Source organism: Massilia eburnea, from assembly GCF_009720745.1.
In the GTDB taxonomy this organism is placed as follows: Bacteria; Pseudomonadota; Gammaproteobacteria; order Burkholderiales; family Burkholderiaceae_D; genus Rugamonas; species Rugamonas eburnea.
The window spans coordinates 1-22,138 of the sequence record NZ_WNKX01000002.1; the positions used below are offsets into that span (position 1 = coordinate 1).

Here is a 22,138-nt window from a genome sequence, read left to right on the forward strand (position 1 = left end):
TGCGGCGCTGGCTGCCCGGCGGCACGGCCGCCGCAACGCGCCCCGCGTCCGAATAGTCCGGCCCCGGACGGCTGGGTGCGCGGGCCCGGCGCCTCCCCCAAAAGAGGTAGGCGGCGCGCCCCCGGATGGGCGATTTGCGGCAGGCGCCGCGTGGCTATTCTTTTAGTGCAATCAACCACTAAAAAAGAAAGGTCCACTCCATGTCATCCCCTATCAGCAACCGCCGCCGCAACGTCCTGCTGGGCGCGGCCACCGCCGCCGTCGCCGCCGGCGCTTCCCTCTCCGCTTCCGCCGCACCGGCCGCAGCCAAGGCCAGCGCCGCCGCCGGCCGCACTTCCGGCACCTTCACCACCCGCGACGGCGTGGAAATCTATTACAAGGATTGGGGCCCGCGCAACGGCCCGGCGGTCGTGTTCAGCCACGGCTGGCCGCTCAACTCCGACAGCTGGGAATCGCAGATGCTGTTCCTGGCCGACCACGGCTACCGCACCATCGCCCATGACCGCCGCGGCCATGGCCGTTCCAGCCAGCCTTGGGATGGCAACGACATGGACCACTACGCCGACGACCTGGCGCAGCTGCTGGACCTGCTGGACGTGAAGAACGCGGCGCTGTTCGGCTTTTCCACCGGCGGCGGCGAAGTGGCGCGCTACCTGTCGCGCCACGGCAGCAAGCGCATCGCCAAGGCCGGCCTGATTTCCGCCGTGCCGCCGCTGATGCTGAAGACCGCCGCCAACCCAGGCGGCCTGCCGATCGAAGTGTTCGACGGCATCCGCGCCGGCTCGCTGAAAGACCGTTCGCAGCTCTACCTGGACGTTGCCTCCGGACCGTTCTACAACTTCAACCGCCCGGGCGCCAAGCCGTCGCAGGGCCTGATCAACGCCTGGTGGATGCAGGGCATGATGGCCGGCCACAAGAACACCTATGACTGCATCAAGGCCTTCTCGGAGACCGACTTCACGGAAGACCTGAAAAAGATCAGCATCCCGATGCTGGTGCTGCACGGCGACGGCGACCAGATCGTGCCGATCGACGCTTCCGCCAAGGCCTCGGCCAAGCTGCTGAAGAACGCCAAGCTGGTGGTGTACCCGGGCGCGCCGCACGGCCTGACCGACACCCATAAGGACCAGCTGAACGCCGACCTGCTGGCCTTCATCAAGGGCTAAGCCATGGACCGCAAGCTGACAACCGCCGCCGGCGCGCCGGTGGCGGACAACCAGAACGTGGAAACGGCGGGCCCGCGCGGCCCCATGCTGCTGCAGGACGTGTGGCACCTGGAAAAGCTGGCCCACTTCCACCGCGAAGTGATCCCTGAGCGGCGCATGCACGCCAAGGGCTCGGGCGCCTTCGGCACCTTCACCGTGACGCACGACATCACGCGCTACACCAAGGCCGCCCTGTTCGGCGCGGTGGGCAAGAAGACTGAGGTCTTTGCCCGCTTCTCCACCGTGGCCGGCGAGCGCGGCGCGGCCGACGCGGAGCGCGATATCCGCGGCTTCGCCGTCAAGTTCTACACCGAGCAAGGCAACTGGGACGTGGTGGGCAACAACACGCCGGTGTTCTTCATGCGCGATCCGCTGAAGTTCCCGGACCTGAACCATGCCGTCAAGCGCGACCCGCGCACGAACCTGCGCAGCGCCGAAAACAACTGGGACTACTGGACCCTGCTGCCGGAAGCGCTGCACCAGGTCACCATCGTCATGAGCGAGCGCGGCATCCCGGCCTCCTACCGCCACATGCACGGTTTCGGCAGCCACACCTTCAGCTTCATCAACGCGCAAGGCGAACGGCACTGGGTCAAGTTCCACTTCGTCACCCAGCAGGGCATCGTCAACCTGACCGACGCGGAAGCGGCGGAGCTGATCGCCAAGGACCGCGAATCGTCGCAGCGCGACCTGTTCGAAGCGATCGAGCGCGGCGAATACCCGCGCTGGACGCTGAAGGTGCAGCTGATGACGGAGCAGCAGGCGGCGCAGTCGTCCTTCAATCCTTTCGACCTGACCAAGGTCTGGCCGCACAAGGATTATCCGCTGCACGAAGTGGGCGTGCTGGAGCTGAACCGCAATCCGGACAACTACCATGCCGACGTCGAGCAGGCTGCCTTCACGCCGGCCAATGTGGTGCCGGGCATCGGCTTCTCGCCCGACCGCATGCTGCAATCGCGTCTGTTCGCGTATGGCGACGCCCAGCGCTACCGCCTGGGCGTCAACCACCACGCGATCCCGGTCAACACGCCGCGCTGCCCGTTCCACAGCTACCACCGCGACGGCGCCATGCGCGTCGACGGCAACCAGGGCGGCACCATCGGCTACGAGCCGAACTCCAAAGGCGAATGGCAGGAACAAGCCGCCTACGCCGAGCCGCCGCTGGCCCTGGACGGCGCCGCCGCGCGCTGGAACCACCGTGCCGACGACGACTACTACAGCCAGCCGCGCGCCCTGTTCCGCCTGATGGACGAGCAGCAACGTCAGTTTTTGTTCGACAACACCGCGCGTTCCCTGGCCGGCGTGCCGCTGCACATCCAGCAGCGCCACATCCTAAACTGCAACAAGGCCGACGAGGCTTACGGGGCCGGCGTTTCCGCCGCGCTCGATAAATTGCGACCACTCTGGTAATTCAACGAAAGGAAAACAACATGACCATCACCGCTAAAGCCACCCCGGGCGCCCTGCTGCTGACGCCGCGCGACCACACCCTGATCATGATCGACCACCAGTCGCAGATGGCCTTCGCCACCCACTCGATCGACGCGGTCACCCTGCGCAGCAACGCCGCCCTGGTGGCGCACGCCGCCGCCGGCTTCGACGTATCGACCATCATCACCAGCGTGGCCGAAAAGAGCTTCTCCGGCCCGGTGTTCGACGAAATCAAGGAAGCCTTCCCGGGCGCGGAAATCACCGACCGCACCTCGATGAACACCTGGGAAGATGAGAACGTGATACGCCGCGTGAACGCCATCGGCAAGAAACGCATCGTGCTGGCTGGCCTGTGGACCGGCGTCTGCATCGTCGGGCCGGCGCTGTCGGCGCTGGACCAGGGCTTCGAGGTGTACGTGATCGCCGACGCCTGCGGCGACGTGTCGTCCGAGGCGCATGAACGCGCCATGGACCGCATGGTGCAGGCGGGCGCCCGTCCAATGACCTCGCTGCAGTACCTGCTGGAACTGCAGCGCGACTGGGCGCGCACCGATACCTACGAGCTGACCACCGGCATTGCCAAGAAATTCGGCGGCGCCTACGGTTTGGGTATCATTTACGCGCAGACCATGTTCCACGCCAAGGAAGGCCAGTGAAGATCTATCTTCTCTCGCTGGGAGCCGGCCTGCTGGCCGGCATCCTGTACGGCGTACTGAACGTGCGCTCGCCGGCGCCGCCCGTGGTGGCGCTGGTGGGGCTGCTCGGCATCCTGCTGGGAGAACAGCTTCCGCCGCTGGTGCGCCAGTGGCTGGAGCCGAAGGACCAGCAGGTATCCTGGCTGCATGAGCAGGTCAAGCCGCATTGTTTCGGCGAGCTGCCAGGCGCCAGCACCAAGGAGGAAACGCAATGACTGCTGCACCGGAGCTGATACTCCATAACGGCCGCTTCACGACGCTGGACAAGGGCCAGCCCGAGGCCGATGCGGTCGCCGTCACAGGCGGCCGCTTTTCCCACGTCGGCCAGGCCGGCGAGATTTTGCCGCTGGCCGGACCGCAGACCCGCGTCATCGACCTGCAAGGCCGGCGCGTGCTGCCCGGCCTGATCGACAACCACCTGCACCTGATCCGCGGCGGCCTGAACTTCAATATGGAATTGCGCTGGGACGGCGTGCGCTCGCTGGCGGACGCCATGGCCATGCTGCGCGCCCAGGTAGCGATCACGCCTGCGCCGCAGTGGGTGCGGGTGGTGGGCGGCTTTACCGAACACCAGTTCGCGGAAAAGCGGCTGCCGACCATTGAGGAGCTGAACGCCGTGGCGCCCGACACGCCGGTGTTCATCCTGCACCTGTACGACCGCGCCTTGCTGAACGGCGCCGCGCTGCGTGCCGTCGGCTACGACCGCGACACGCCGGAACCGCCGGGCGGCAAGATCCTGCGCGACGGCGCCGGCAACCCGACCGGCCTGCTGCTGGCGAAACCGAATGCCTCGATCCTGTATGCCACACTAGCCAAGGGGCCCAAGCTGCCGCCGGAATACCAGCTCAATTCCACCCGCCATTTCATGCGCGAACTCAATCGCCTTGGCGTGACGGGCGCCCTGGACGCGGGCGGCGGCAACCAGAACTATCCGGAGGATTACCAGGTGATCCAGCAGCTGGCCGACGCCGGCGAGCTGACCATCCGCCTGGCCTACAACCTGTTCACGCAAAAGCCCAAGCAGGAGAAGGAAGACTTCCTGAACTGGGCCGCCAGCAGCAAGTACCAGCAGGGCGACGACTACTTCCGCCACAACGGCGCGGGCGAGATGCTGACCTTCTCGGCCGCCGACTTCGAAGACTTCCGCCAGCCGCGCCCCGACATGCCGGCCAATATGGAAGACGACCTGGAAGGCGTGATCCGCATCCTGGCGCAGAACCGCTGGCCGTGGCGCATGCACGCCACTTACGACGAGACCATCTCGCGCGCGCTGGACGTGTTCGAGAAGGTCAACCGCGAACTGCCGCTGGAGGGCCTGCACTGGTTCTTCGACCATGCGGAAACCATTTCCCCCAAATCCATCGACCGCATCGCGGCGCTGGGCGGCGGGGTTGCGGTGCAGCACCGCATGGCTTACCAGGGCGAGTATTTCGTCGAACGCTACGGCGCAGCGGCGGCGGAAGCGACGCCGCCAGTCAAATACCTGCTGGAGTCGGGCGTCAAGGTGTCGGCAGGTACCGACGCCACGCGCGTGGCTTCGTACAACCCGTGGGTGTCGCTGTCCTGGCTGACCACCGGGCGCACGGTGGGCGGCATGCGGCTCTACCCTCAGCGCAACCTGCTGGACCGCGAAGCCGCCCTGCGCATGTGGACCGAGAACGTGACCTGGTTTTCCAACGAGGAAGGCAAGAAAGGCCGCATCGCCGTCGGCCAGCTGGCGGACCTGATGGTGCCCGACCGCGACTTCCTGCGCTGCGCGGAAGACGAGATTGCCGGCACAACTTCGCTGCTCACCGTTGTGGGGGGCAAGGTGGTGTATGGCGCCGGGCCGTTTGGCGCCTACGATCCGCCAATGCCGCCGGCCATGCCGGACTGGTCGCCGGTCAGCCGCTACGGCGGCTACGGCGCCTGGGGCGTCAAGCCCGGCGCCATGGCCGCCGCCGGCAGCGGCGCAGCGGCGGGCCACGCGCGCACTGCGGCCCTTGCGGCAGCGGCGGCATGCGGCTGCTCCAGCCAATGCGGCATGCACGGCCACCAGCACGCGACGGCCTGGACCCGCTCCCTGCCGATCGCCGACCTGAAGTCGTTCTGGGGCGCGCTGGGCTGCTCCTGCTGGGCGGTGTGACATGGCGCCGCACCTTCCCGGCGCCGCACGCCTGCGCACTGGCCGCGCCAACGCCGGCTGGCGTGTCCTGCGCTGGCTGGCCCTGCTCCTGCTGTGCGCGGCCTACCTGCAGGGCGGCTTGAACAAGCTGCTGGACTTCGGCAGCGCAGTGGGCGAGATGCAGCACTTCGGCCTGGCGCCGGCCGCGCCGCTGGCGGCCGCCGTCATCCTTTTCGAGCTGGGCGCGGCGGCCATGGTCCTGAGCGGCCGCCTGCGCTGGCTGGGCGCTGCCTGGCTGGCATTGTTCACGGTGGCGGCCAGCTTCATCGCCAACCGCTACTGGGAAATGGCGGGCATGGAGCGCTTCATGGCAGCCAACAGCTTTTACGAGCACCTTGGCCTGGCCGGCGGCTTCCTGCTGGTGGCCTGGCACGACCTGGCGCAGAAGGGAGGACTATGGCAATGGCACGCGGAACAAGCCTGAGTTTCCTGGCCGGCTATGTGGACACGCTCGGCTTCGTCGCCTTGCACGGGCTGTTCACGGCCCACGTGACGGGCAACTTCGTGCTGCTCGGGCGCGAGCTGGTGGCGCCGGGCAATGACGTGCTGCTCAAACTTCTGGCCTTCCCAGCCTTCGTGGCAGGCGTGGTTGCGGTGCGCGCGCTGGTGCGGCGCCGCCAGCGCGTGGGCGACGACGCGCTGCGTTCGGCCCACCTGCTGCAGGCGGCCCTGATGCTGGCGGCGGCGGCCGGCGCGCGCTGGGACATGGCGGCCGGCCTGCTGTGCGCCGCCGCCATGGGCGCGCAGAACGGCTACGGCAAGCTGCTGCTGGCCAAGCTGCCGGCCAGCACGGTCATGACCGGCAATGTGACGCAGCTGGTGATCGATTCCCTGGACCGGGTGGGCGGGGCCGAGCGGCCGGCGCTGGCGGCGCTGGGCGGCGGCATCCTGGCATTTGCCCTGGGCTGCGTGGGCGGTGCGCTGGCCTCGCGCTGGGGTATGGCGGTCGGCCTGCTGCCGGCGGTGGCACTGCTGCTGGCGATGGCGGTCCGGTCCGGGACCGACGCTGCCAAGCCCGAAGCGTCAAAGCGCGATAATGCCGCGCTTTAGGGCAATCGTGACGGCGTGGGTGCGGTCGTTGGCACCGAGCTTGGCCAGGATGCTGCGCATATGCGCTTTCACCGTTTCCTCGGAAATGGCCAGCTGGCTGGCGATGCGCTTGTTGGCGTTGCCGGCGGCGGCGCAGCGCAGCACCTCCACTTCGCGTTCGCTGAGCAGGGAAGCGCCCAGGTGGCTGGCCAGCTGCTGCGCAATCTCGGGCGAGATGTAGCGCTGGCCTTCGTGCACGGTGCGGATCATCTGCACCAGCTCCTTGCGCAGGCTGCTCTTTAGCAGGAAGCCGCAAGCACCCGCCTCCAGCGCGCGGCGTACCTGGGCGTCGCCGCCAAAAGTGGTGAGCATCACGATGCGGGCGGCGGGGAAGCGGGCGCGGATCGACTGCAGCGCCTCCACCCCGCACATGCCGGGCATGGCCAGGTCCATGATGGTGACGTCGGGCCGGCTGGCTTCCCAGGCAGCCAGCGCTTCGTGGCCGTCTCCCGCTTCGGCCACGACCCGCATATCCCCCTGGCCGGCAATGGCTTCCGCCAGGCCGGCCCGCAGCAGGGGATGGTCGTCCACCAGGAGCACCTTGATCGGCGCGGCGGGCGGCGGGAAATCGATGATGCTCAACCTTTAACTCCTGTCATACTAGTTTTTCGCCCAAATTTTACCAAGAGTGACACCGCCTGGGTTTGCGCGTACCATCGTCCGTACTTGCGAGATGGAGGATACGCGGCATGCCTGCCCCCGACCAGATCACCCACTGGCGCGAAATGATCTTTGCCCGCCTGGTGCAGGTGGTCCTGATCCTGGGCCTGGCGACGGCCATCCCCAGCGTGGTGCAGTCGGTGCGCGAGGGACTGTGGGGCGTCGTTGCAGTGGACGCCGTCGCACTGGCCTGGCTGGCCGCGCTCTGGCGGCTGCAAGGGGTGGTGGCCTACCCGGCGCGCGCCATGCAATTCCTGCTGATCGCCTTCGCGGTGGGCGTGGCGCTGATGCTGCAAGTGGGCCCGGTGGCGCATACCTACCTGCTGGCCGTGCCCTGCCTGGCCGCCCTGCTGGTGGGGCTCAAGCCCGCCATCTGGCTGCTGATGGCAGGCGCCGCGGCCATCGTGCTGACCGGCTTTGCGCCCGCGCCCGACCCGGCGGCCATGGGCCTGTCGGAGGACAACTTGCTGCGCGCGGCCATCGTGGCGCTCAATTACCTGTTCATCGCCGGCATCCTCACCTTCAGCTGCGGCGTACTGCTGCGCCACCTGGCGCGCTCGCTGTCCGAAGGCGAGCAACTGGCCTTTTACGACCCGCTGACCGGCCTGCCCAACCGGCGCCTGCTGCTGGACCGCCTGGCCGGGCTGCTGGCCAGCTCCGAGCGCCAGCAGGTATTCAGCGCCGTGATGTTTGTCGACCTGGACCGATTCAAGACCATCAACGATGCGCGCGGCCACGCCACCGGCGACCATTTGCTGCGGCTGGCCGGGCAGCGCCTGTCGGAGCTGGTGCGCAAGAGCGACACCGTGGCGCGCATCGGCGGCGACGAATTCGTGGTGCTGCTGTCGCACCTGGGGCCGGAGCTGGCGGCGGCCGGCAATGCGGCGCAAGCCGTGGCGGAAAAGATCCGCATCACGCTGGCGCAGGAATTCGACATCGGCGGCCAGGGCTACGGCTGCTCGGCATCCATCGGCGTGACGCTGCTGCCCAAGTTCGGCCAGAGCGCCGACGACCTGCTGCGCGAAGCCGATACCGCGATGTACCGCGCCAAGGCCGCGGGCAGGAACGGCATTGCCTTCTTCGAAGCGGCCATGCAGGCCGAGGTCGAACGGCGCCTGACGCTGGAACGAGAACTGACGCAGGCCATCGAGCAGGAACGGCTGCTGACGGTGTACCAGCCGCAGTTCGACTGCCAGGGCCGGCTGCACGGCGCCGAACTGCTGATGCGCTGGGAGCGCGACGACGGCAGCATGGTGGCGCCCTCGATCTTCATCCCGCTGGCCGAAGACGCAGGCCTGATCGTCCCGCTCGGGCTGTGGGCGCTGAAGCAGGCCTGCCTGGCGCAGCAGCGCATGGCTGCGCTGGGGTTATCGCTGCCTCTGTCGGTCAACGTCAGCCCGCAGCAGTTCCGCCAGGCCGACTTCGTACAGCAGGTGCGCGGCGTTCTGCAGGCGCACGGCGTGCAGCCGGCGCTGCTGATCCTGGAGGTGACGGAAGGCCTGCTGGTGGAAAAGCTGGAAGAAACCGTGGCGCGCATGAACGAGCTGGCTACGCTGGGTGTGCGCTTTTCGATCGATGATTTCGGCACCGGCTATTCCAGCCTGGCCTACCTGAAGCGCATGCCCCTGTATGAGCTGAAGATCGACCGCAGCTTCATCATGGACATGCCGGACGACGCCAGCGACGTGGTGATCGTGCAGACCATCCTGGCCATGGCCGGCCAAATGGGCCTGCGGGTGGTGGCGGAAGGGGTGGAAACACAGGCCCAGGCCGACTTCCTGGCGGCCCACGGCTGCCATGCTTTGCAAGGCTACCTGCTGGGCCGCCCGGCGCCGTTGCCGGCGCTGCTGGACCTGCTGGCGGCGCAGGCGGCCCTGAAGCCGCACAACGCCACCCGCGCGCCGTTTTAGCTGAACGGAACGGTCAGCGCCTTGCGCATGGAGACGCAGCGCTGGTCTTCCTGGTGCGCCACCAGCAGCGCGCGGCGGGTGCCGGCGCTCAGGTCGGGATTGGCCGCCGCCGCATCGGCCAGGCGCTGCACGCTGGCCGCGGTGCAGGTGGCGGGGATCATGGCGCCAGCGTAATCGCGCATGAAGACCGGGCCGGCCGACTTGTCCAGCGCCGGCAGCTGCGCCAGGCGCTCGGCGGCGCTCTGCTCGTTCAGCGCCACCTGGGTCGAAGGATACAGGCTGTGCATCGCGGCGCGGATGCGCGAGAACGGCAGCTTGGTCTGCTGGTCGCCGATCTTCGCCAGCCATTCCTGCTTCACCTTCGCGTCCGGACGCGCGGCCTGCGCCGCCACTGCGGCCAGTTCGCCGCTGTCGGACTTGTCCTTCGCCTGTTCGGCGGCGATGCGCGCTTCCGCGCCGTCGAAGGCATAGCGGTTCAGAATGGCGATGATGTCCCAGCGCAATTCCTGGCTCAGCGCCAGGCCTTTCACCTTGACCTGGCCGTCGAGCATGGCGGCCAGCCGCTCCAGCGACGCCTTGCTGCCGGCGGCAGCCATGTAAGTGTTGAACCAGCGGCGCTGGAAGTCGCCCGTGGTGGTAGCCGTGCGCGCCCAGGCCATCTTGCCGATACGCTCGGCGGTGTCGCGGGTGTACTTGGCGTCGGCCGACATGGTGCGCAGGTAGCGCAGCGCGTTCTGGGTCTTGCCCAGCACATCGCCCAGCAGCACGTAGTCGCGTTCAGCCGGCGCGTTGGCCAGCACGGTGTCGAGGAACTCGTTCAGAGGCAGGTCGCCGTCGCGCACGTTGTCCCACATGCTGTGCCACAGCATCGTGCGCAGCAGCTTGTCTTCCACCTTGCTCACGTCCTTGCGCGCGGTGGCTGCGGAGCGCGCATCAAGCTTGCCTTTGACGAAGCCCCAGTCCTGGTAGTTCGGGTAGACCAGGTCCGGACAGGCGGCGCCTTTCAGCTCCGCCACTTCGGTAGTGGCTCCCTTGTAGGTCACCGGCAGCACCTTGGCCACGGCCAGCTGCTTGCCCTTCTTCTGCATCAGGGCCAGCTGCACGCGCTGCTCGCGCAGGGTCGGGAACTGCGGCACGGCGCTCTGCTGCAGGCTGAAGGAATCGATCTTGCCGGCCTTGCAGCTGTAGTTGGCGGTGATGGTGTTCACGCCCGGCTGGTACAGCCAGTCCTGGGTCCACTGGCCCAGGTCGCGGCCAGCCGCTTCGGCCAGGCTGCCGATGAAGTCGTCCAGTTTGGCGTTCTTGAACTGGTACTTGACCAGGTAGTTGTGCACGCCCTTGCGGAAGGTTTCCTCGCCCAGCAGGTGGCGCAGCTGCTTCAGGGTGGAGGCGCCTTTCGAGTAGGTGATGGCGTCGATATTGTCAAAGGCGTTGGCGGTCGACGGCACCGGCGTCTCGATCGGGTGGGTGGTGACGCGCTGGTCCTGCACGTAGGCGCCTGCCTTGCCCTGAGAGTAGAAATACTGCCACGCCGAGTCCTTGAACTCCGTCGCTTCGGCGGTGGCCAAGGTGCCCATGAAGGAAGCAAAGCTCTCGTTCAGCCACAGGCCGTTCCACCACTGCATGGTGACCAGGTCGCCGAACCACTGGTGCGCCATTTCGTGCATGATCACGCTGGCCAGTTCGTGCTTCTCGTCGCCGGTCATTTTCTCTTTATGCAGGAAGGCGTGTTCGGCGAAGGTCACAGCGCCGGCGTTTTCCATCGCGCCGTACAGGAAGTCCGGCACCAGCAGCTGGTCGTATTTGCCGTACTGGTAAGGCACGCCGAAGTAGTCGTCGAACCAGGCCAGGCCTTGCGCAGTGTATTTGAACCATTCAGCAGCATCGATCTGGTCGGCCACCGACTGGCGCGCAAAGACGCGCATCGGGTATTTGCCGGTCTTGGTGTCTTCCCACACCTTGTACGGGCCGGCGTGCATCGAGAAGTTGTACGGGCTAAGGATCTTGGAGACCGGGAAGGTCCAGCGCTTGCCATCGCCTGCCGCTTCCACCTTGGTTTCGCGCGTGGTGGAGACCACAGTCCAATCGGCAGGCGCCGTCACATTGACCTGGTAGGTCGCCTTCAGGTCCGGCTGGTCGAACAGCGCGAACATCTGGTGCGCGGCGGCCGGCTCGAAATGGGAATAAGTGTAGACCCGGCCATCGACCGGGTCGACCATGCGGTGCAGGCCCTCGCCATTGGTGCTGTGCTTGCGCTCGAATTCAACGGTCACCGTGTTGCGGCCGGCCTGCAGGTCGGCGGCGGCCAGGGTGATGAACCAGTTGTTGTATTGCGGTGCGGCGATCGCCTTGCCGTTGACCACCAGGCGCTTGACGGTGGCCTTGTCCAGGTCCAGCGTGAGCGGCTGCGCGTTGTCTTTCAGGTCGAAGCTGACAGTGGTGGTATTGCTGAAGGTCTCTTTGCCGGTCAGCGTAAAGTCCAGTACATAAGCTACGTTCGACACGCGCGCCGAACGGGCGGCGGCATCGGACTGGCTCAGGTAAGGGTTTTCCGCGCGCGGGGTATAGGCGCTGTTTTCTGCTGCGATGCCGCTGGTGGCGACGAGTGCACTGACTGCCAGTGTAATGGCATGAGGAACTAGCGATTTCATGGTTATCCTTATTTCTGTCTCACCCCTGACCGGCCCCGGTCAGGTGGCGCGAGGATGATACCATTGGACGATGGACATCAAACTCGAATCTCCCAACCAGCCCGAAGTCGTGGCCCTGATCGACCAGCTGGACGCCTATCAGCTGTCGCTGTACCCGCCGGAATGCGTGTACGCACTCGACATGCATTCGCTGCTGCAGCCGAATGTGCTGTTTGCCGTAGCCCGCAATAACGATGGTGCGGCGGTCGGCTGCGGCGCCATCGTCGTGACGCCCGAGTTTGGAGAAGTGAAGCGCATGTTCGTGCATCCATCGGCGCGCGGCCAGGGCGTGGCGCAGCGCCTTCTCGGCAAGCTTGAACTGGAAGCGCAAGCGCGCGGCTGCCGCCGCTTCATGCTGGAGACCGGACCGTCGCAGCCTGAAGCTATCGGCCTGTATGAGCGCCTGGGCTACCGCGTGCGCGGACCGTACGGCGATTACCCGGACGATCCGATGAGCGTATTCATGGAGAAGGCGGCATGACGGATTCGCTGACCGACTTACGCGACCGCACGCGCGCCTTCGCGGCCGCGCGCGACTGGGAGCAGTACCACACGCCGAAAAACCTGGCGATGGCGCTGTCGGTGGAGGTGGCCGAACTGGCCGAGCATTTCCAATGGCTGCCGACCGGCCGGGCCGGCGAGCTGGCGGAAGGACAGCACCAGGCGATCTGCCATGAGCTGGCCGACGTGCTGCTTTACCTGGTGCAGATCGCCGACAAGCTGGACGTCGACCTGCACGCGGCGGCGCTGGAAAAGATCAAGCTCAACGCCATCAAATATCCGCCGCCGAAGGCGTGACTGGTTGCTTCCAGTAGCGTTCCCAGATGCGGTCGTGATATGCAACCAGCGCCGGCTGGCCCAGCACGTAGTCGTGAATCGGGCTCGGGAAGGGATGGCGTATTTCGGCGTTCAGGAAGCCGAACGCCGTCGCATCGATCAGGCTGGGCTGCCCGCCTAACAGGAAGGGCTGGTCGCCCAGAATTTCCTTCACCGACTTCCAGACTTCAATGCCCATCGCGTTGATGTCTTCGGGCTTGTGCCTTCCCGTGCCCTGTTGCCACGCCATGCGGCGATACTTCATTTGCACGAAGGGGAAAATCAACGGTGCGAAGGTTGTCAGGAATGGCTTTTGCCACGCGGGCGTGCTGCGTTTCGCGTAATCGAGCAGCAGCGGCTTGTAGGCATTGAAGTTGGCCTGCATAGCGTAGCGGTTATACAGCAGCACGAAATACAGGTGCTGCTCGAACAAGGCCCTTAAGGCGCAAGACCGGGCGCGCTCGTCTGCGGAGAGGTTCTGGTCGGAGATGGCTTGAGGGTGGAGATACTGCAGGTGCTGGATGATGAGGCTTGAATCGGGGACCAGTTCGCCGGCAATCATGGCGACGGGTAGTTTCTGGTGCGGCATGGCCTGGTTGGCGCCAGTGCGGGTCTCGTACGGTATGCCCGACATGCGCAGCCAGGTTTCCAGCTTGATCACGAAGGGGCTGATGTCCGGCGAAACCTGGAGGTCCGGATACCCGAATTTGTAGATAATCATGGCGTTCTTTTTATTGATTTATCCAAATTCATTATATCCAGCGCCCCTCCGATAACCAGCCTTTTATTCAGCGGCCAAGCGCCTTGCGGGCGACCGTTCAGCTTTCTTCCGGCATCGCCTGCCCAGGACTCCACTTGGTAACGAACTTTTGGGCCGCTGCCAGCATTTCTGGGGATGCCTTGGCCTTCACTCTTGTCAAGCCAGCCGTCGCCTCGCTCTCGCCGTATTTGCTGGCAAGGAGGTAATAAGCCAGGGGTAGAAATTCGGGCTTGTCGGCCGCAGGATTATTTTCGTAATAGTTCGCCAGGTTCACCATGGCGAAGGTGTGCCCCATTTGCGCGGCGCCGCGCAGCAAGGAGACGGCCCTGTCTATATTGCGAGGGATGCCGTCTTCACCCTGTCGGTAGATTTCGGCCAGGTTGTTCATGGAATCAAGGAAGCCCGACTTGATTGCGAGTTCGTAATACTGAATCGCTTGCGGAACGTCACGCGGAATTCCCTCTCCAGTATGCAGCATCATCGCGAGCGCCTGGGCGGCCTCGCGCTGTCCTAGCGCAGCGCCCTGCCGGAAATACTCGGCAGCTTTGGCCTTGTCGGTCACGCCAGATTTTTCGTTGCGATAAAGTTTCCCCAGCTCGTTAAACGCATCGGGCAGTTTTTCCTGCTCCTGCTTCGCCAACAATTCCATTCCGCGCGTCACGTCTACCTTGACACCCAGCCCTTCAACATACATTCGCCCCAACAGCGCCTGGGCGCTCTCAAGCCCAGCGTCGGCAGCCTGCTTGACCCAGATGAACACCGACTGCAACTCACGCTCGTTTTTGCTCGTATTGAGCACCAGCTTTGAATATTCGAGTTTGGCATAGTTGTTCCCCGCGACCACGGCATCCAGCAGCAAGTTCGTTCCGGCCTTACGTCCCGCCTCGTCCTTTCTCAGTTTCACCATTAACAGGCCCAGTTGTGCCTTATCTTCCCAGTCGTTCTGGTAGTAGCCCTGGGAGGCCCAGAACATCGCAAGGGAATCGTTCTTGGTAGTGCCTTTTCCTTCGAAATACATGCGGCTCAGATAAAACTCGGCACTTGAGTTCCGCATTTCCGCAGCATCCTTCATGAAGCGGAAGGACTGGTCGAGATCTACCGGAAGACCAAGGTCGCCAAACCAGTAAGCTTTGCCAAGGTTATAGGCCGCATGGTGATCGCCATTTTCGGCCGCTTGCCGATAGTAGCTCACTGCACGCATTCCATCCCGCTGGCCCAATTTGCCGAGGGCATAAACCCGCCCCAGCGTATTCATCGCATCAGGATCGCCCTTGGCCGCAGCCGCCTCCAGCAAGGAAACGCCTTTGGCCGGGTCAGCGTCCACGTCCTCGCCATATACGTAACGCCAGCCCAGTGCCCTTTGCGCCGAAGTAATTCCTCGCTCTGCAGCAGCAGTCAAATGGCGTACGATATCGCTACGCGACCCCTTCTTGCCTTCGATTTTCCAGACTTCCCGCATATCCGCATCAGCGTATTCTTCGCTGAATTTGTCACGCGTTGCCAGCACCTCAAACAGACTGCCCGGAAGACTGTAGCGTCTCAGCCAGTTCAGATGTTGATCGGCCAGACGCCTTTCATTGTTTGCGAGATGGGTCTGGCTGATGGCGAAATGCGCCTCCAGCGCAGCGTATTCGCGGGCCGCTGGCGGCAGGGCGTCGACCATGGCCTGCAATTCAGCGTCAGTCAGTTGACCGCGCAGGCGCTTGAACAAGGGCATCGGCCAGGCATCCTGCCGAAGCTCGGACGACAGATTGACAAGTTCCGCTGGCTCGGCCATGCCCATGCGCCGCGATAGCGCCAGTGCCATCATGCCATCGTCAGCGCCCAAGGTATCGGCTGCGTTTTTGGCCTTCAGGAACCGCAGCAAATTGGCACGGGACTGCGCCGGAGCACCAGCGTGGAAGTCGGCCCAAGCCTGCACCATTGTGAGCGGATCGGCGTCGTCGGGCTGCAGCCTGGCCAACTCCTTGCTCGCATTGATGAGATCATGTTTGATCAGAAGCAGCCGGGCGCCGCACAAATCCTTGGTGCGCTGGTCGGCCCGTTCGTCCACGATCTTGTAATAGGGCTCGATCGCCATCCCGATCATCGGATTCCATTCGCTGACCGAGGCGCCCTCCACCACCATTTCGCATAGCGCCCGGTAATTCATCTTGGCATACGCAGCTTCGTCCAGCTTCACCTCGGGCTTTTTGCCGCTGGCCAGTGCCGCCAGGAGCGCATCTTCATGCACGCTAAGCTTTTGCAAGATATCGAGCACGCGCAAAGACGCCTCTTTCGCTGCCTGCGGCGCCACCATCACGGGTGTAAAGCGCAAGTCCGACTCGAACATGGGATTCAGTTTGCGAATCTCGTCAGCCAAGCTTGGCAGCTCGGCCGCTTCGACCTCGGGCTGGTTGATGGCGTAATCGATGAAATAGCTGAGATGGGCGCCGCGCCAGGTGAGCTGGGCGCGCGCATCGAAGTATTTCGTGTGCAGGGCCAGCTTGTCGTCCTCCTTCACAAGGCGCGCTTCGCTCGGCAGCGACGCGTCGAGCGTGTAGCTGGCGCGATAGCGGCCGGCAGCCAACCGGAATGGATACTTGCGCACCAATTTGTCCGGTATGCCCAGCGTGCCTTCCATAATATGCGAGCGCTGCTGCAGATACAGCATGCCGTTCTTTTCCTTCAAGGCCTTGGGGATAATCAGCTGGGCATCAACAATAAAGCTGGTACCGCCGTCACCGTCGCTGAAGGCTGGGGCGCCATCCAGCTTGACGCCGGGATATGTTCGCTCATATTCCGCAAGCATCGCTTTCTTGAGGTCAAACGAGCTCATAGAGCGATAGCCTTGGCGCATTCCTGCTGCAAAGCGGCCACGGTAGACAATCCTGAGTTTCAGCTGCGCGTCACCGTGCAAGGTTTCCAGGTTCAATTGTTCCTTGCGGTCGACCAGCGGCTGGTCAAACGTCTCTTCGGGCAGCATGATCAAACCGGTGCTGTCATTGCTGACAATCAGGGCAGCTGCGGCAGGCACTGGCACCGGCAACGCCGAAATCAAGCCGCGTTCGCCGGCCAGCGTCGGATCGACGAAATAGGGTTTCCCGTTCAGCACAACACGCACAATCGCATGATTGAAATTTCCAGGCGATGGCAGGAACTGCTCCGGTATCTTGGGCGCAGTAGCATGCAGCAATACCGGCTGCGCTTCGATCCCCATGGCATGGTAAAGAGCCACCAGCAGTTGGCTCTTGTCCTTGCAATCGCCAAAGCGCCGCTTCAGAACGACTTCCGGCGGCTGGGGGCGATGCGAGTTTTCTCCCAACGATGCGCTGAAGTAGCGGATGTCATCCTGTACCCAATGCAGGGCCTGCGATGCGCGTTCCTCCAGCGACTCTCCCGTGAATTTTCGCGCCAGCGCTTGCACCTCCGTGACAGGCGTGGTGCCGGAAAACAGCGCACTTGCCCATTGCGCCACCTGGTTCCAGTTTTTGTATTCACTGAAGTCGAGAACTGGCACCGGAATCAGGTTTGGCGGGATGGCAGGTTCATACTCCACCGCCGGCACCGCAGCCTGCTGGAATACCAGCCTGGTGAGGCCGTTGCGTTGCTCAACCTTGGGCTTCGGCAATTCCGCCTGCGGGTCGCCGGACACACGCCACTGCACCTGATGGCCAGCCGGCTGAAGGACGCTCACCTTGCGCAATTCAATCGGTGCTTCCTTCGGCCAAGTGAGAGTCTCGTTCCACGTCGAGCCGAATACCGGGTTGGTGCCTTCGACGGTATAGATAATCCACAAAGTATCGCCGGCCTTCACATCTTCCAGCAGCAATTGGGCCTTTGACGCACCATGATAGTAGCCGCTGGCCGCATTATTTTCATTATCAAGCACGCGTATATTGGCGGTCTTGCTGCGATCCAGCACTTCATTGTCGCGCAAGATTGCCACGCGATGCACGATCAGCTTCTGGTAAGCCGGAATGAACCCGATGGAAAACTGGCCAATTTCCGACAGGCGCGAGGAGGAGTTCACCTGCGTCGCGCGATTCACCAGGTAAGCCGGGTTGGCGCCTGTCCAGAATTGGGTCTCCGACAGGCGGATAACGACAGGCTCCTCGGATTTCGGCGCGGGAACGGGCTCCAGCGGATCAGCCCATTTCGGAAGAACCGGGTTACGTGAAAACGCGCTGGCGCCCGTACGCAGCACGTCCGCTGGCTTTTGTGCAGGCGCTCCTTGCGCCAGGTTGAAGGCAAATATCAGCGCTAGGAGGGCTGGCAATTGGCGGATGAATAAATAATCGCGGTACATGTTCGCTATTGAAATGGAAAACGACTGGCAATACGTGCGCAAGCGGAATCTTAGATGCCAAGCGCTTTGCGGATCTGGGCGCGGATGATCACCCATGATTTGGAATCTGCCGAGACTTCGTCGAAGTGGCTGCCGCCGGGGAGGACCAGCACTTCGGCGGTGTCGCCGGCGGATTTGGCGCGGCGGGCGTAGTTCTCGCCGGTGACGGTGGGCGAGATGGTGTCGAGTTCACCGTGGATCAGCACCGTGTGCACCCCTGCGGGCAGCATTTCGGCTGGCGAGGTGTCGGCGAAGATGTCGGGACGCTGGGCGCTTGGCTTGCCCGCGATGAAGGCCGATTCGCAATCGCAGCTGGTGCGGATCAGGGCTGCTTCATTGCGCAAATCGGCCAGGCCGCCAAGGCTGATCACGGTCTTGATTTTCAAAGGCTGCGGCGCCCAGGCGGGGCTCCATTCCGGCAGCTTGTGGCGCGACACGGCCCATTGCGCCAGGTGGCCGCCGGCGGAGTGGCCGACCGCCACGATGCGGTTCAAATCCAGCGCGCTGGCTTTCGCTTCGTGCTTCAGCAAGTCCACGGCAGTGGCGACGTCCTGGTACATGCCGGGGTAGCCGCCGCCTTCTTCGTCGTAGCGGCGGTATTCCACGCTCCATACTGCGATGCCGTCTTTCGCCATGGCGCCTGCCATATTGCGCATTTGTTCGATGCCGTCATAGTGGCGTGTCCAGCAGCCGCCGTGGATCAGCACCACGACCGGATGTGGCCCCTGGCCGGCGGGCTTGAAGAATTCCACGAACTGGCTCGGTGCGGAGCCGTAAACGATGCGTTTGTCGGGCGCGGGGCCTTTCAGCGCAAGATATTCGTCAAGGCTGAGCGGTTTGGTGACAACGGCGTCGGGCGTGATGGTAGCGGCGGAGGCGCCGACGGCAGCTGCGCCAGCGGCGGCGCACAGAGAATGGCGAATCAGTTTGAGCATGGCTTTCTCGGCAATGTCCGGAACAGCCAGCAGCATAACGTGGGGATGGCAAATCCGGCAACAAGTCTTCATGACGCCGCCAGCCGCGGCTCGCAAGCCGGTGTCCTTTGCACGCTTGTCGGTGACTACTACTGAAAGCCACTGAAACTACTACTGAAACTACTGAAAAAACGCCTGTTTTGGCCGTGATAGCGCTATTTCAGGAAAAATTTCAGTAGCTTTCAGTACATCGGTGCGACGATGATGCGAAGTGGTCCTGACTCACCTGCTCGGCTGGACCGGGCGGCGAGCCCGGCCCTTGGCACGCATCAGCGCTTCGGCTTGGCAACCGGTTTCTTCGGCGGGGTGTGTTTGCCGGACATTGGCGGCATGGCGTCGGCCAGGGTCATTTTCAGCTGCTTGCCGCCGACCCACACTTTGCGCAGGTGCTTGAAGATGTCGTCCGGCATACCGTCCGGCATTTCGACGAAGGCGTGGTTGTCGAACAGTTCAATGCGGCCGATGAAGCGCGATTCGAGACCGCTCTCATTGGCGATGGCGCCGACCAGGTTGCCCGGGTTGATGCCGTCCTGCGAACCTACTTCAACGCGGTAGGCGCGCATTGGCATCGGGGCGCCCTCGCCTGCCTTTTCTTTCTTCTTGCGCTTTGGTGCTTCCTCGAACATCGGCTCGTCGTCATCGTCGCGCGCGGACAAAGGCGGCGCTTCACGCTCGGCACGTTCCGGCTTGGCTGCACGCTCGGGCTTCGTTGCGCGCGGCGCCTTGGCGGCTGGCGCCGGCGGCGGCGTTTCGCCATCGCGGTGCAGGCGCAGCGGCTGGCCGGCGACGCGCAGGGCTTGCAGCGCGTCGATGTCGCCCGGCAGCAGGTCCGCCGGCATGTCCAGCAGCGAGTAGTCGTCGTAAATCTCGATGCGGCCGATGAACTTGGAATCGATGCCGCCTTCGTTGGCGATGGCGCCCACGATGTTGCCCGGCTTGACGCCGTGCTGGTAACCCACTTCCACGCGGTAGGTCGCCATGCCCTGCTCGGGCTCGCGCTCGATGCGTTCCTTCTTCGGACGCGGCTCGCGCGGTTCACGTGGCTCGCGCGGCTCGCGGCCTTCACGCCCCTGGCCTTCCGGGCGCGGTGCGCCGTCTTCGTGCCAGCCTTTTTCGCGCGATTTATCGAGCAGCAGCGGCTTGCCGCCGCAGGCCATCATGGCCAGCGCGGCGGCCACTTCCACCGCAGGGATATTGTGTTCGGCTTCGTACTCGCGCACCAGGTTTTCGAAGAAGGACAGGCCTTCCTGCGCCAGGGTGTCGGTGATCTGGTCCTTGAACTTGCCGATGCGGACGTCGTTGACGGCCTGCAGCGTCGGCAGCGTCATTGGCGTTACCGGCTGGCGCGTGGTGCGCTCGATCAGCTTCAGCAGGTTGCGCTCGCGCGGCGTGATGAACAGGATCGCTTCGCCGCTGCGGCCGGCGCGGCCGGTGCGGCCGATGCGGTGGGTGTAGCTCTCCGGATCGTACGGCACGTCGTAGTTGACCACGTGGCTGATACGCTCCACGTCCAGGCCGCGCGCCGCCACGTCGGTGGCGACCAGGATGTCGATCTTGCCGTCCTTCAGCTGGCCGATGATGCGCTCGCGCGCCGCCTGCTGCATGTCGCCGTTGATGGCGCCGGCCGAGAAGCCGCGCGCCTGCAGGCGTTCCGCCAGTTCCTCGGTGCCGATCTTGGTGCGCGAGAAAATGATCATGCCGTCGAACGGCTCGGCTTCCAGGATGCGGGTCAGCGCGTCCAGCTTGTGCATGCCGGACACCAGCCAGTAGCGCTGGCGGATGTTGGTGTTGGTGGTGGTCTTGGCCGCCACCATCACTTCAGCCGGGTCGTTCAGGTAGGTGGTGGCGATGCGTTTCACCTGGGCCGGCATGGTGGCCGAGAACAAGGCGGTCTGGCGCGAATCGGGCGTCTCCTGCAGGATACGCTCGACGTCTTCGATGAAGCCCATGCGCAGCATTTCGTCCGCTTCGTCCAGCACCAGGGTTTTCAGCTGCGACAGGTCGAGCGAGCCTTTTTCCAGGTGGTCGATGACACGGCCCGGGGTGCCGACCACCACGTGCACGCCGCGGCGCAGCGCCTGCAGCTGCGGGCCGTAGGACTGGCCGCCGTAGATCGGCAGGACGTGGAATTTCGGGATGTGGGTGGCGTAGCGCTGGAAGGCTTCGGCCACCTGGATCGCCAGTTCGCGCGTCGGCGCCAGCACCAGCGCCTGCGGGGCCGCCTGCTTGATGTCGATGCGGGACAGGATCGGCAGCGCGAAGGCGGCGGTCTTGCCAGTGCCGGTTTGCGCGGTGCCCAGCACGTCGCGGTTTTCCAGCAGGTGGGGGATGGTAGAAGCCTGGATCGGAGACGGGGTCTCGTAGCCTACTTCCTTCAGCGCCTTCAAAATGGGGGCGCTGAGGTTCAAATCGGTAAACAGGGTGTCTGACATGGCGGCACTCGTGGGGTTATTGTTGTATCGCCTTGATGCGACGGGAATTCGCTATTTTACCCTTTAAACCCGGTAAACCTGGGTCTGACCCAAGGGTCAGACCCTGTCGGCGCATTCTGCAGTGGATGGGTCTGACCCTTGGCTCAGACCCGGATTTACCGGGTCTAGGTGTGCGGCTTCACATCATCCTTCAGCGCATTCAATGCCATTTTCTCAATCAATCCCGGCGCCAGCAGCTTGAGCCAGCGTCCCAGCCTGCCCTTGGCCGTCATCACCACCTCCCGCTTGCGCCCCTGCATACCCTCAATAATGAGGCGTGCGCATTCGGCCACCGGCATCGCCGCGTCTTCGCGCAGGCTGCTCTTGCCAAGCTCTCCGCCCGCCGCGTTGTAGCCCCGGTAGCGGATCTGCGTATCGACCACGCCCGGATAGGCCGTGGTCACGCTCACGCCATGCGGCTTGAGCTCGGCGCGCAGCGCCTCGAAGAACCCCGCCATGGCGAATTTGGTGGCGCCGTATGCGGTGCGCCCAGGCACGCCCACCAGCCCCGCCAGCGAAGAAACGGCCACAATGCGCCCCTGTGAAGCCTTCAGGTAAGGCAGCGCCGCGTGGGTGCACCAGATCGCGCCCCACAAGTTCACTTTCATCAAATCCTCATACCAGCCCAGGTCCGTGACTTCCTCGAACAGCGCATGCGCCGAGCGGCCAGCGTTATTGACCAGCGCATCGACGCGTCCGAAGCGTTCAACGGCCGCCGCCACAAGATGCCGGCATTGCTCCTGCTGCGCCACGTCGGTCGGCACCACCAGCGTTTCCGCCCCGGCCGCGTTGCATGCGGCGGCCACGGCCTGCAGGGCCGCTTCCTTGCGCGCCGCCAGGACCAGCGCGACGCCTTTTTGCGCCAGCTGGTGCGCCATCTCTGCGCCGATGCCGTCGGACGCGCCGGTGATGATGATCACTTGCATGGGGTCTCCTTTGTTTCGAC

Annotated in this window: 17 protein-coding genes; 10 read left to right on the forward strand and 7 right to left on the reverse strand. The window is 64.3% G+C overall.

Going from position 1 to position 22,138, the window contains the following annotated elements; genetic code table 11:
• Nucleotides 1-200: 200 nt before the first annotated feature.
• Genes GM658_RS02505 through GM658_RS02535 form a run of 7 tightly spaced genes read left to right on the forward strand, consistent with a single transcriptional unit; the run spans nt 201 to nt 6,545 of the window.
• Nucleotides 201-1,166 (forward strand): alpha/beta fold hydrolase, encoded by a 966-nt coding sequence (locus GM658_RS02505; protein ID WP_155452452.1) that lies wholly within the window; start codon nt 201-203, stop codon nt 1,164-1,166.
• A 3-nt stretch (nt 1,167-1,169) separates the two neighbouring features.
• Nucleotides 1,170-2,615, forward strand: coding sequence for a catalase (locus GM658_RS02510; RefSeq protein WP_155452453.1), 1,446 nt, complete (start codon nt 1,170-1,172; stop codon nt 2,613-2,615).
• Nucleotides 2,616-2,635: 20 nt separating this feature from the next.
• Nucleotides 2,636-3,292: a hydrolase gene (locus tag GM658_RS02515; protein ID WP_155452454.1), complete on the forward strand. Its 657-nt coding sequence runs from the start codon at nt 2,636-2,638 to the stop codon at nt 3,290-3,292.
• Complete coding sequence (locus GM658_RS29185; protein WP_170298640.1) at nt 3,289-3,546, forward strand: DUF1427 family protein; 258 nt, start codon at nt 3,289-3,291, stop codon at nt 3,544-3,546. Before GM658_RS02515 ends, GM658_RS29185 begins: the two co-directional genes overlap by 4 nt.
• Nucleotides 3,543-5,456: an amidohydrolase gene (locus GM658_RS02525; RefSeq protein ID WP_155452456.1), complete on the forward strand. Its 1,914-nt coding sequence runs from the start codon at nt 3,543-3,545 to the stop codon at nt 5,454-5,456. The genes GM658_RS29185 and GM658_RS02525 overlap by 4 nt, the downstream gene beginning before the upstream one ends.
• Nucleotide 5,457: 1 nt before the next feature.
• Nucleotides 5,458-5,919, forward strand: coding sequence for a DoxX family protein (locus GM658_RS02530; protein WP_155452457.1), 462 nt, complete (start codon nt 5,458-5,460; stop codon nt 5,917-5,919).
• Nucleotides 5,898-6,545 (forward strand): YoaK family protein, encoded by a 648-nt coding sequence (locus GM658_RS02535; RefSeq protein WP_229416731.1) that lies wholly within the window; start codon nt 5,898-5,900, stop codon nt 6,543-6,545. Before GM658_RS02530 ends, GM658_RS02535 begins: the two co-directional genes overlap by 22 nt.
• Here GM658_RS02535 and GM658_RS02540 read toward each other — a convergent pair.
• Nucleotides 6,519-7,166, reverse strand: coding sequence for a response regulator (locus tag GM658_RS02540; RefSeq protein WP_155452459.1), 648 nt, complete (start codon nt 7,164-7,166; stop codon nt 6,519-6,521). The genes GM658_RS02535 and GM658_RS02540 overlap by 27 nt on opposite strands.
• A 107-nt stretch (nt 7,167-7,273) precedes the next feature.
• Between GM658_RS02540 and GM658_RS02545 the strand changes: the two genes are divergently transcribed.
• Nucleotides 7,274-9,154: a putative bifunctional diguanylate cyclase/phosphodiesterase gene (locus GM658_RS02545; protein WP_155452460.1), complete on the forward strand. Its 1,881-nt coding sequence runs from the start codon at nt 7,274-7,276 to the stop codon at nt 9,152-9,154.
• Here the strand turns inward: GM658_RS02545 and pepN are convergent.
• Nucleotides 9,151-11,805, reverse strand: coding sequence for an aminopeptidase N (gene pepN, locus GM658_RS02550; protein ID WP_155452461.1), 2,655 nt, complete (start codon nt 11,803-11,805; stop codon nt 9,151-9,153). The genes GM658_RS02545 and pepN overlap by 4 nt on opposite strands.
• A 70-nt stretch (nt 11,806-11,875) precedes the next feature.
• Between pepN and GM658_RS02555 the strand changes: the two genes are divergently transcribed.
• Nucleotides 11,876-12,325 (forward strand): GNAT family N-acetyltransferase, encoded by a 450-nt coding sequence (locus GM658_RS02555; RefSeq protein ID WP_155452462.1) that lies wholly within the window; start codon nt 11,876-11,878, stop codon nt 12,323-12,325.
• Nucleotides 12,322-12,642, forward strand: a complete 321-nt coding sequence (locus tag GM658_RS02560; protein WP_155452463.1) for a nucleotide pyrophosphohydrolase — start codon at nt 12,322-12,324, stop codon at nt 12,640-12,642. Before GM658_RS02555 ends, GM658_RS02560 begins: the two co-directional genes overlap by 4 nt.
• On the opposite strand, the gene GM658_RS02565 is transcribed toward GM658_RS02560, so the two are convergent.
• The 5 genes from GM658_RS02565 to GM658_RS02585 form a co-directional block, all read right to left on the reverse strand.
• Complete coding sequence (locus tag GM658_RS02565) at nt 12,617-13,381, reverse strand: glutathione S-transferase family protein (RefSeq protein WP_155452464.1); 765 nt, start codon at nt 13,379-13,381, stop codon at nt 12,617-12,619. The genes GM658_RS02560 and GM658_RS02565 overlap by 26 nt on opposite strands.
• A 97-nt stretch (nt 13,382-13,478) precedes the next feature.
• Entirely contained in the window at nt 13,479-17,708 is a 4,230-nt protein-coding gene (locus GM658_RS02570; protein WP_170298641.1) for a DUF3857 domain-containing protein, read from the reverse strand.
• Nucleotides 17,709-17,758: 50 nt separating this feature from the next.
• Nucleotides 17,759-18,682, reverse strand: a complete 924-nt coding sequence (locus GM658_RS02575; RefSeq protein WP_155452466.1) for an alpha/beta hydrolase family protein — start codon at nt 18,680-18,682, stop codon at nt 17,759-17,761.
• A gap of 308 nt (nt 18,683-18,990) precedes the next feature.
• Entirely contained in the window at nt 18,991-21,153 is a 2,163-nt protein-coding gene (locus tag GM658_RS02580) for a DEAD/DEAH box helicase (protein WP_155452467.1), read from the reverse strand.
• A gap of 164 nt (nt 21,154-21,317) precedes the next feature.
• Nucleotides 21,318-22,118 (reverse strand): SDR family oxidoreductase, encoded by an 801-nt coding sequence (locus GM658_RS02585; RefSeq protein WP_155452468.1) that lies wholly within the window; start codon nt 22,116-22,118, stop codon nt 21,318-21,320.
• Between the last annotated feature and the right edge of the window lie 20 nt (nt 22,119-22,138).

Excerpts from the sequence above, each read along its gene's own strand:
- GM658_RS02505 (WP_155452452.1), top strand. The coding sequence starts at position 201 with ATGTCATCCCCTATCAGCAACCGCCGCCGCAACGTCCTGCTGGGCGCG.
- GM658_RS02510 (WP_155452453.1), top strand. The coding sequence starts at position 1,170 with ATGGACCGCAAGCTGACAACCGCCGCCGGCGCGCCGGTGGCGGACAAC.
- GM658_RS02515 (WP_155452454.1), top strand. The coding sequence starts at position 2,636 with ATGACCATCACCGCTAAAGCCACCCCGGGCGCCCTGCTGCTGACGCCG.
- GM658_RS02525 (WP_155452456.1), top strand. The coding sequence starts at position 3,543 with ATGACTGCTGCACCGGAGCTGATACTCCATAACGGCCGCTTCACGACG.
- GM658_RS02530 (WP_155452457.1), top strand. The coding sequence starts at position 5,458 with ATGGCGCCGCACCTTCCCGGCGCCGCACGCCTGCGCACTGGCCGCGCC.
- GM658_RS02535 (WP_229416731.1), top strand. The coding sequence starts at position 5,898 with ATGGCACGCGGAACAAGCCTGAGTTTCCTGGCCGGCTATGTGGACACG.
- GM658_RS02545 (WP_155452460.1), top strand. The coding sequence starts at position 7,274 with ATGCCTGCCCCCGACCAGATCACCCACTGGCGCGAAATGATCTTTGCC.
- pepN (WP_155452461.1), bottom strand. The coding sequence starts at position 11,805 with ATGAAATCGCTAGTTCCTCATGCCATTACACTGGCAGTCAGTGCACTC.
- GM658_RS02555 (WP_155452462.1), top strand. The coding sequence starts at position 11,876 with ATGGACATCAAACTCGAATCTCCCAACCAGCCCGAAGTCGTGGCCCTG.
- GM658_RS02560 (WP_155452463.1), top strand. The coding sequence starts at position 12,322 with ATGACGGATTCGCTGACCGACTTACGCGACCGCACGCGCGCCTTCGCG.
- GM658_RS02565 (WP_155452464.1), bottom strand. The coding sequence starts at position 13,381 with ATGATTATCTACAAATTCGGGTATCCGGACCTCCAGGTTTCGCCGGAC.
- GM658_RS02570 (WP_170298641.1), bottom strand. The coding sequence starts at position 17,708 with ATGTACCGCGATTATTTATTCATCCGCCAATTGCCAGCCCTCCTAGCG.
- GM658_RS02575 (WP_155452466.1), bottom strand. The coding sequence starts at position 18,682 with ATGCTCAAACTGATTCGCCATTCTCTGTGCGCCGCCGCTGGCGCAGCT.
- GM658_RS02580 (WP_155452467.1), bottom strand. The coding sequence starts at position 21,153 with ATGTCAGACACCCTGTTTACCGATTTGAACCTCAGCGCCCCCATTTTG.
- GM658_RS02585 (WP_155452468.1), bottom strand. The coding sequence starts at position 22,118 with ATGCAAGTGATCATCATCACCGGCGCGTCCGACGGCATCGGCGCAGAG.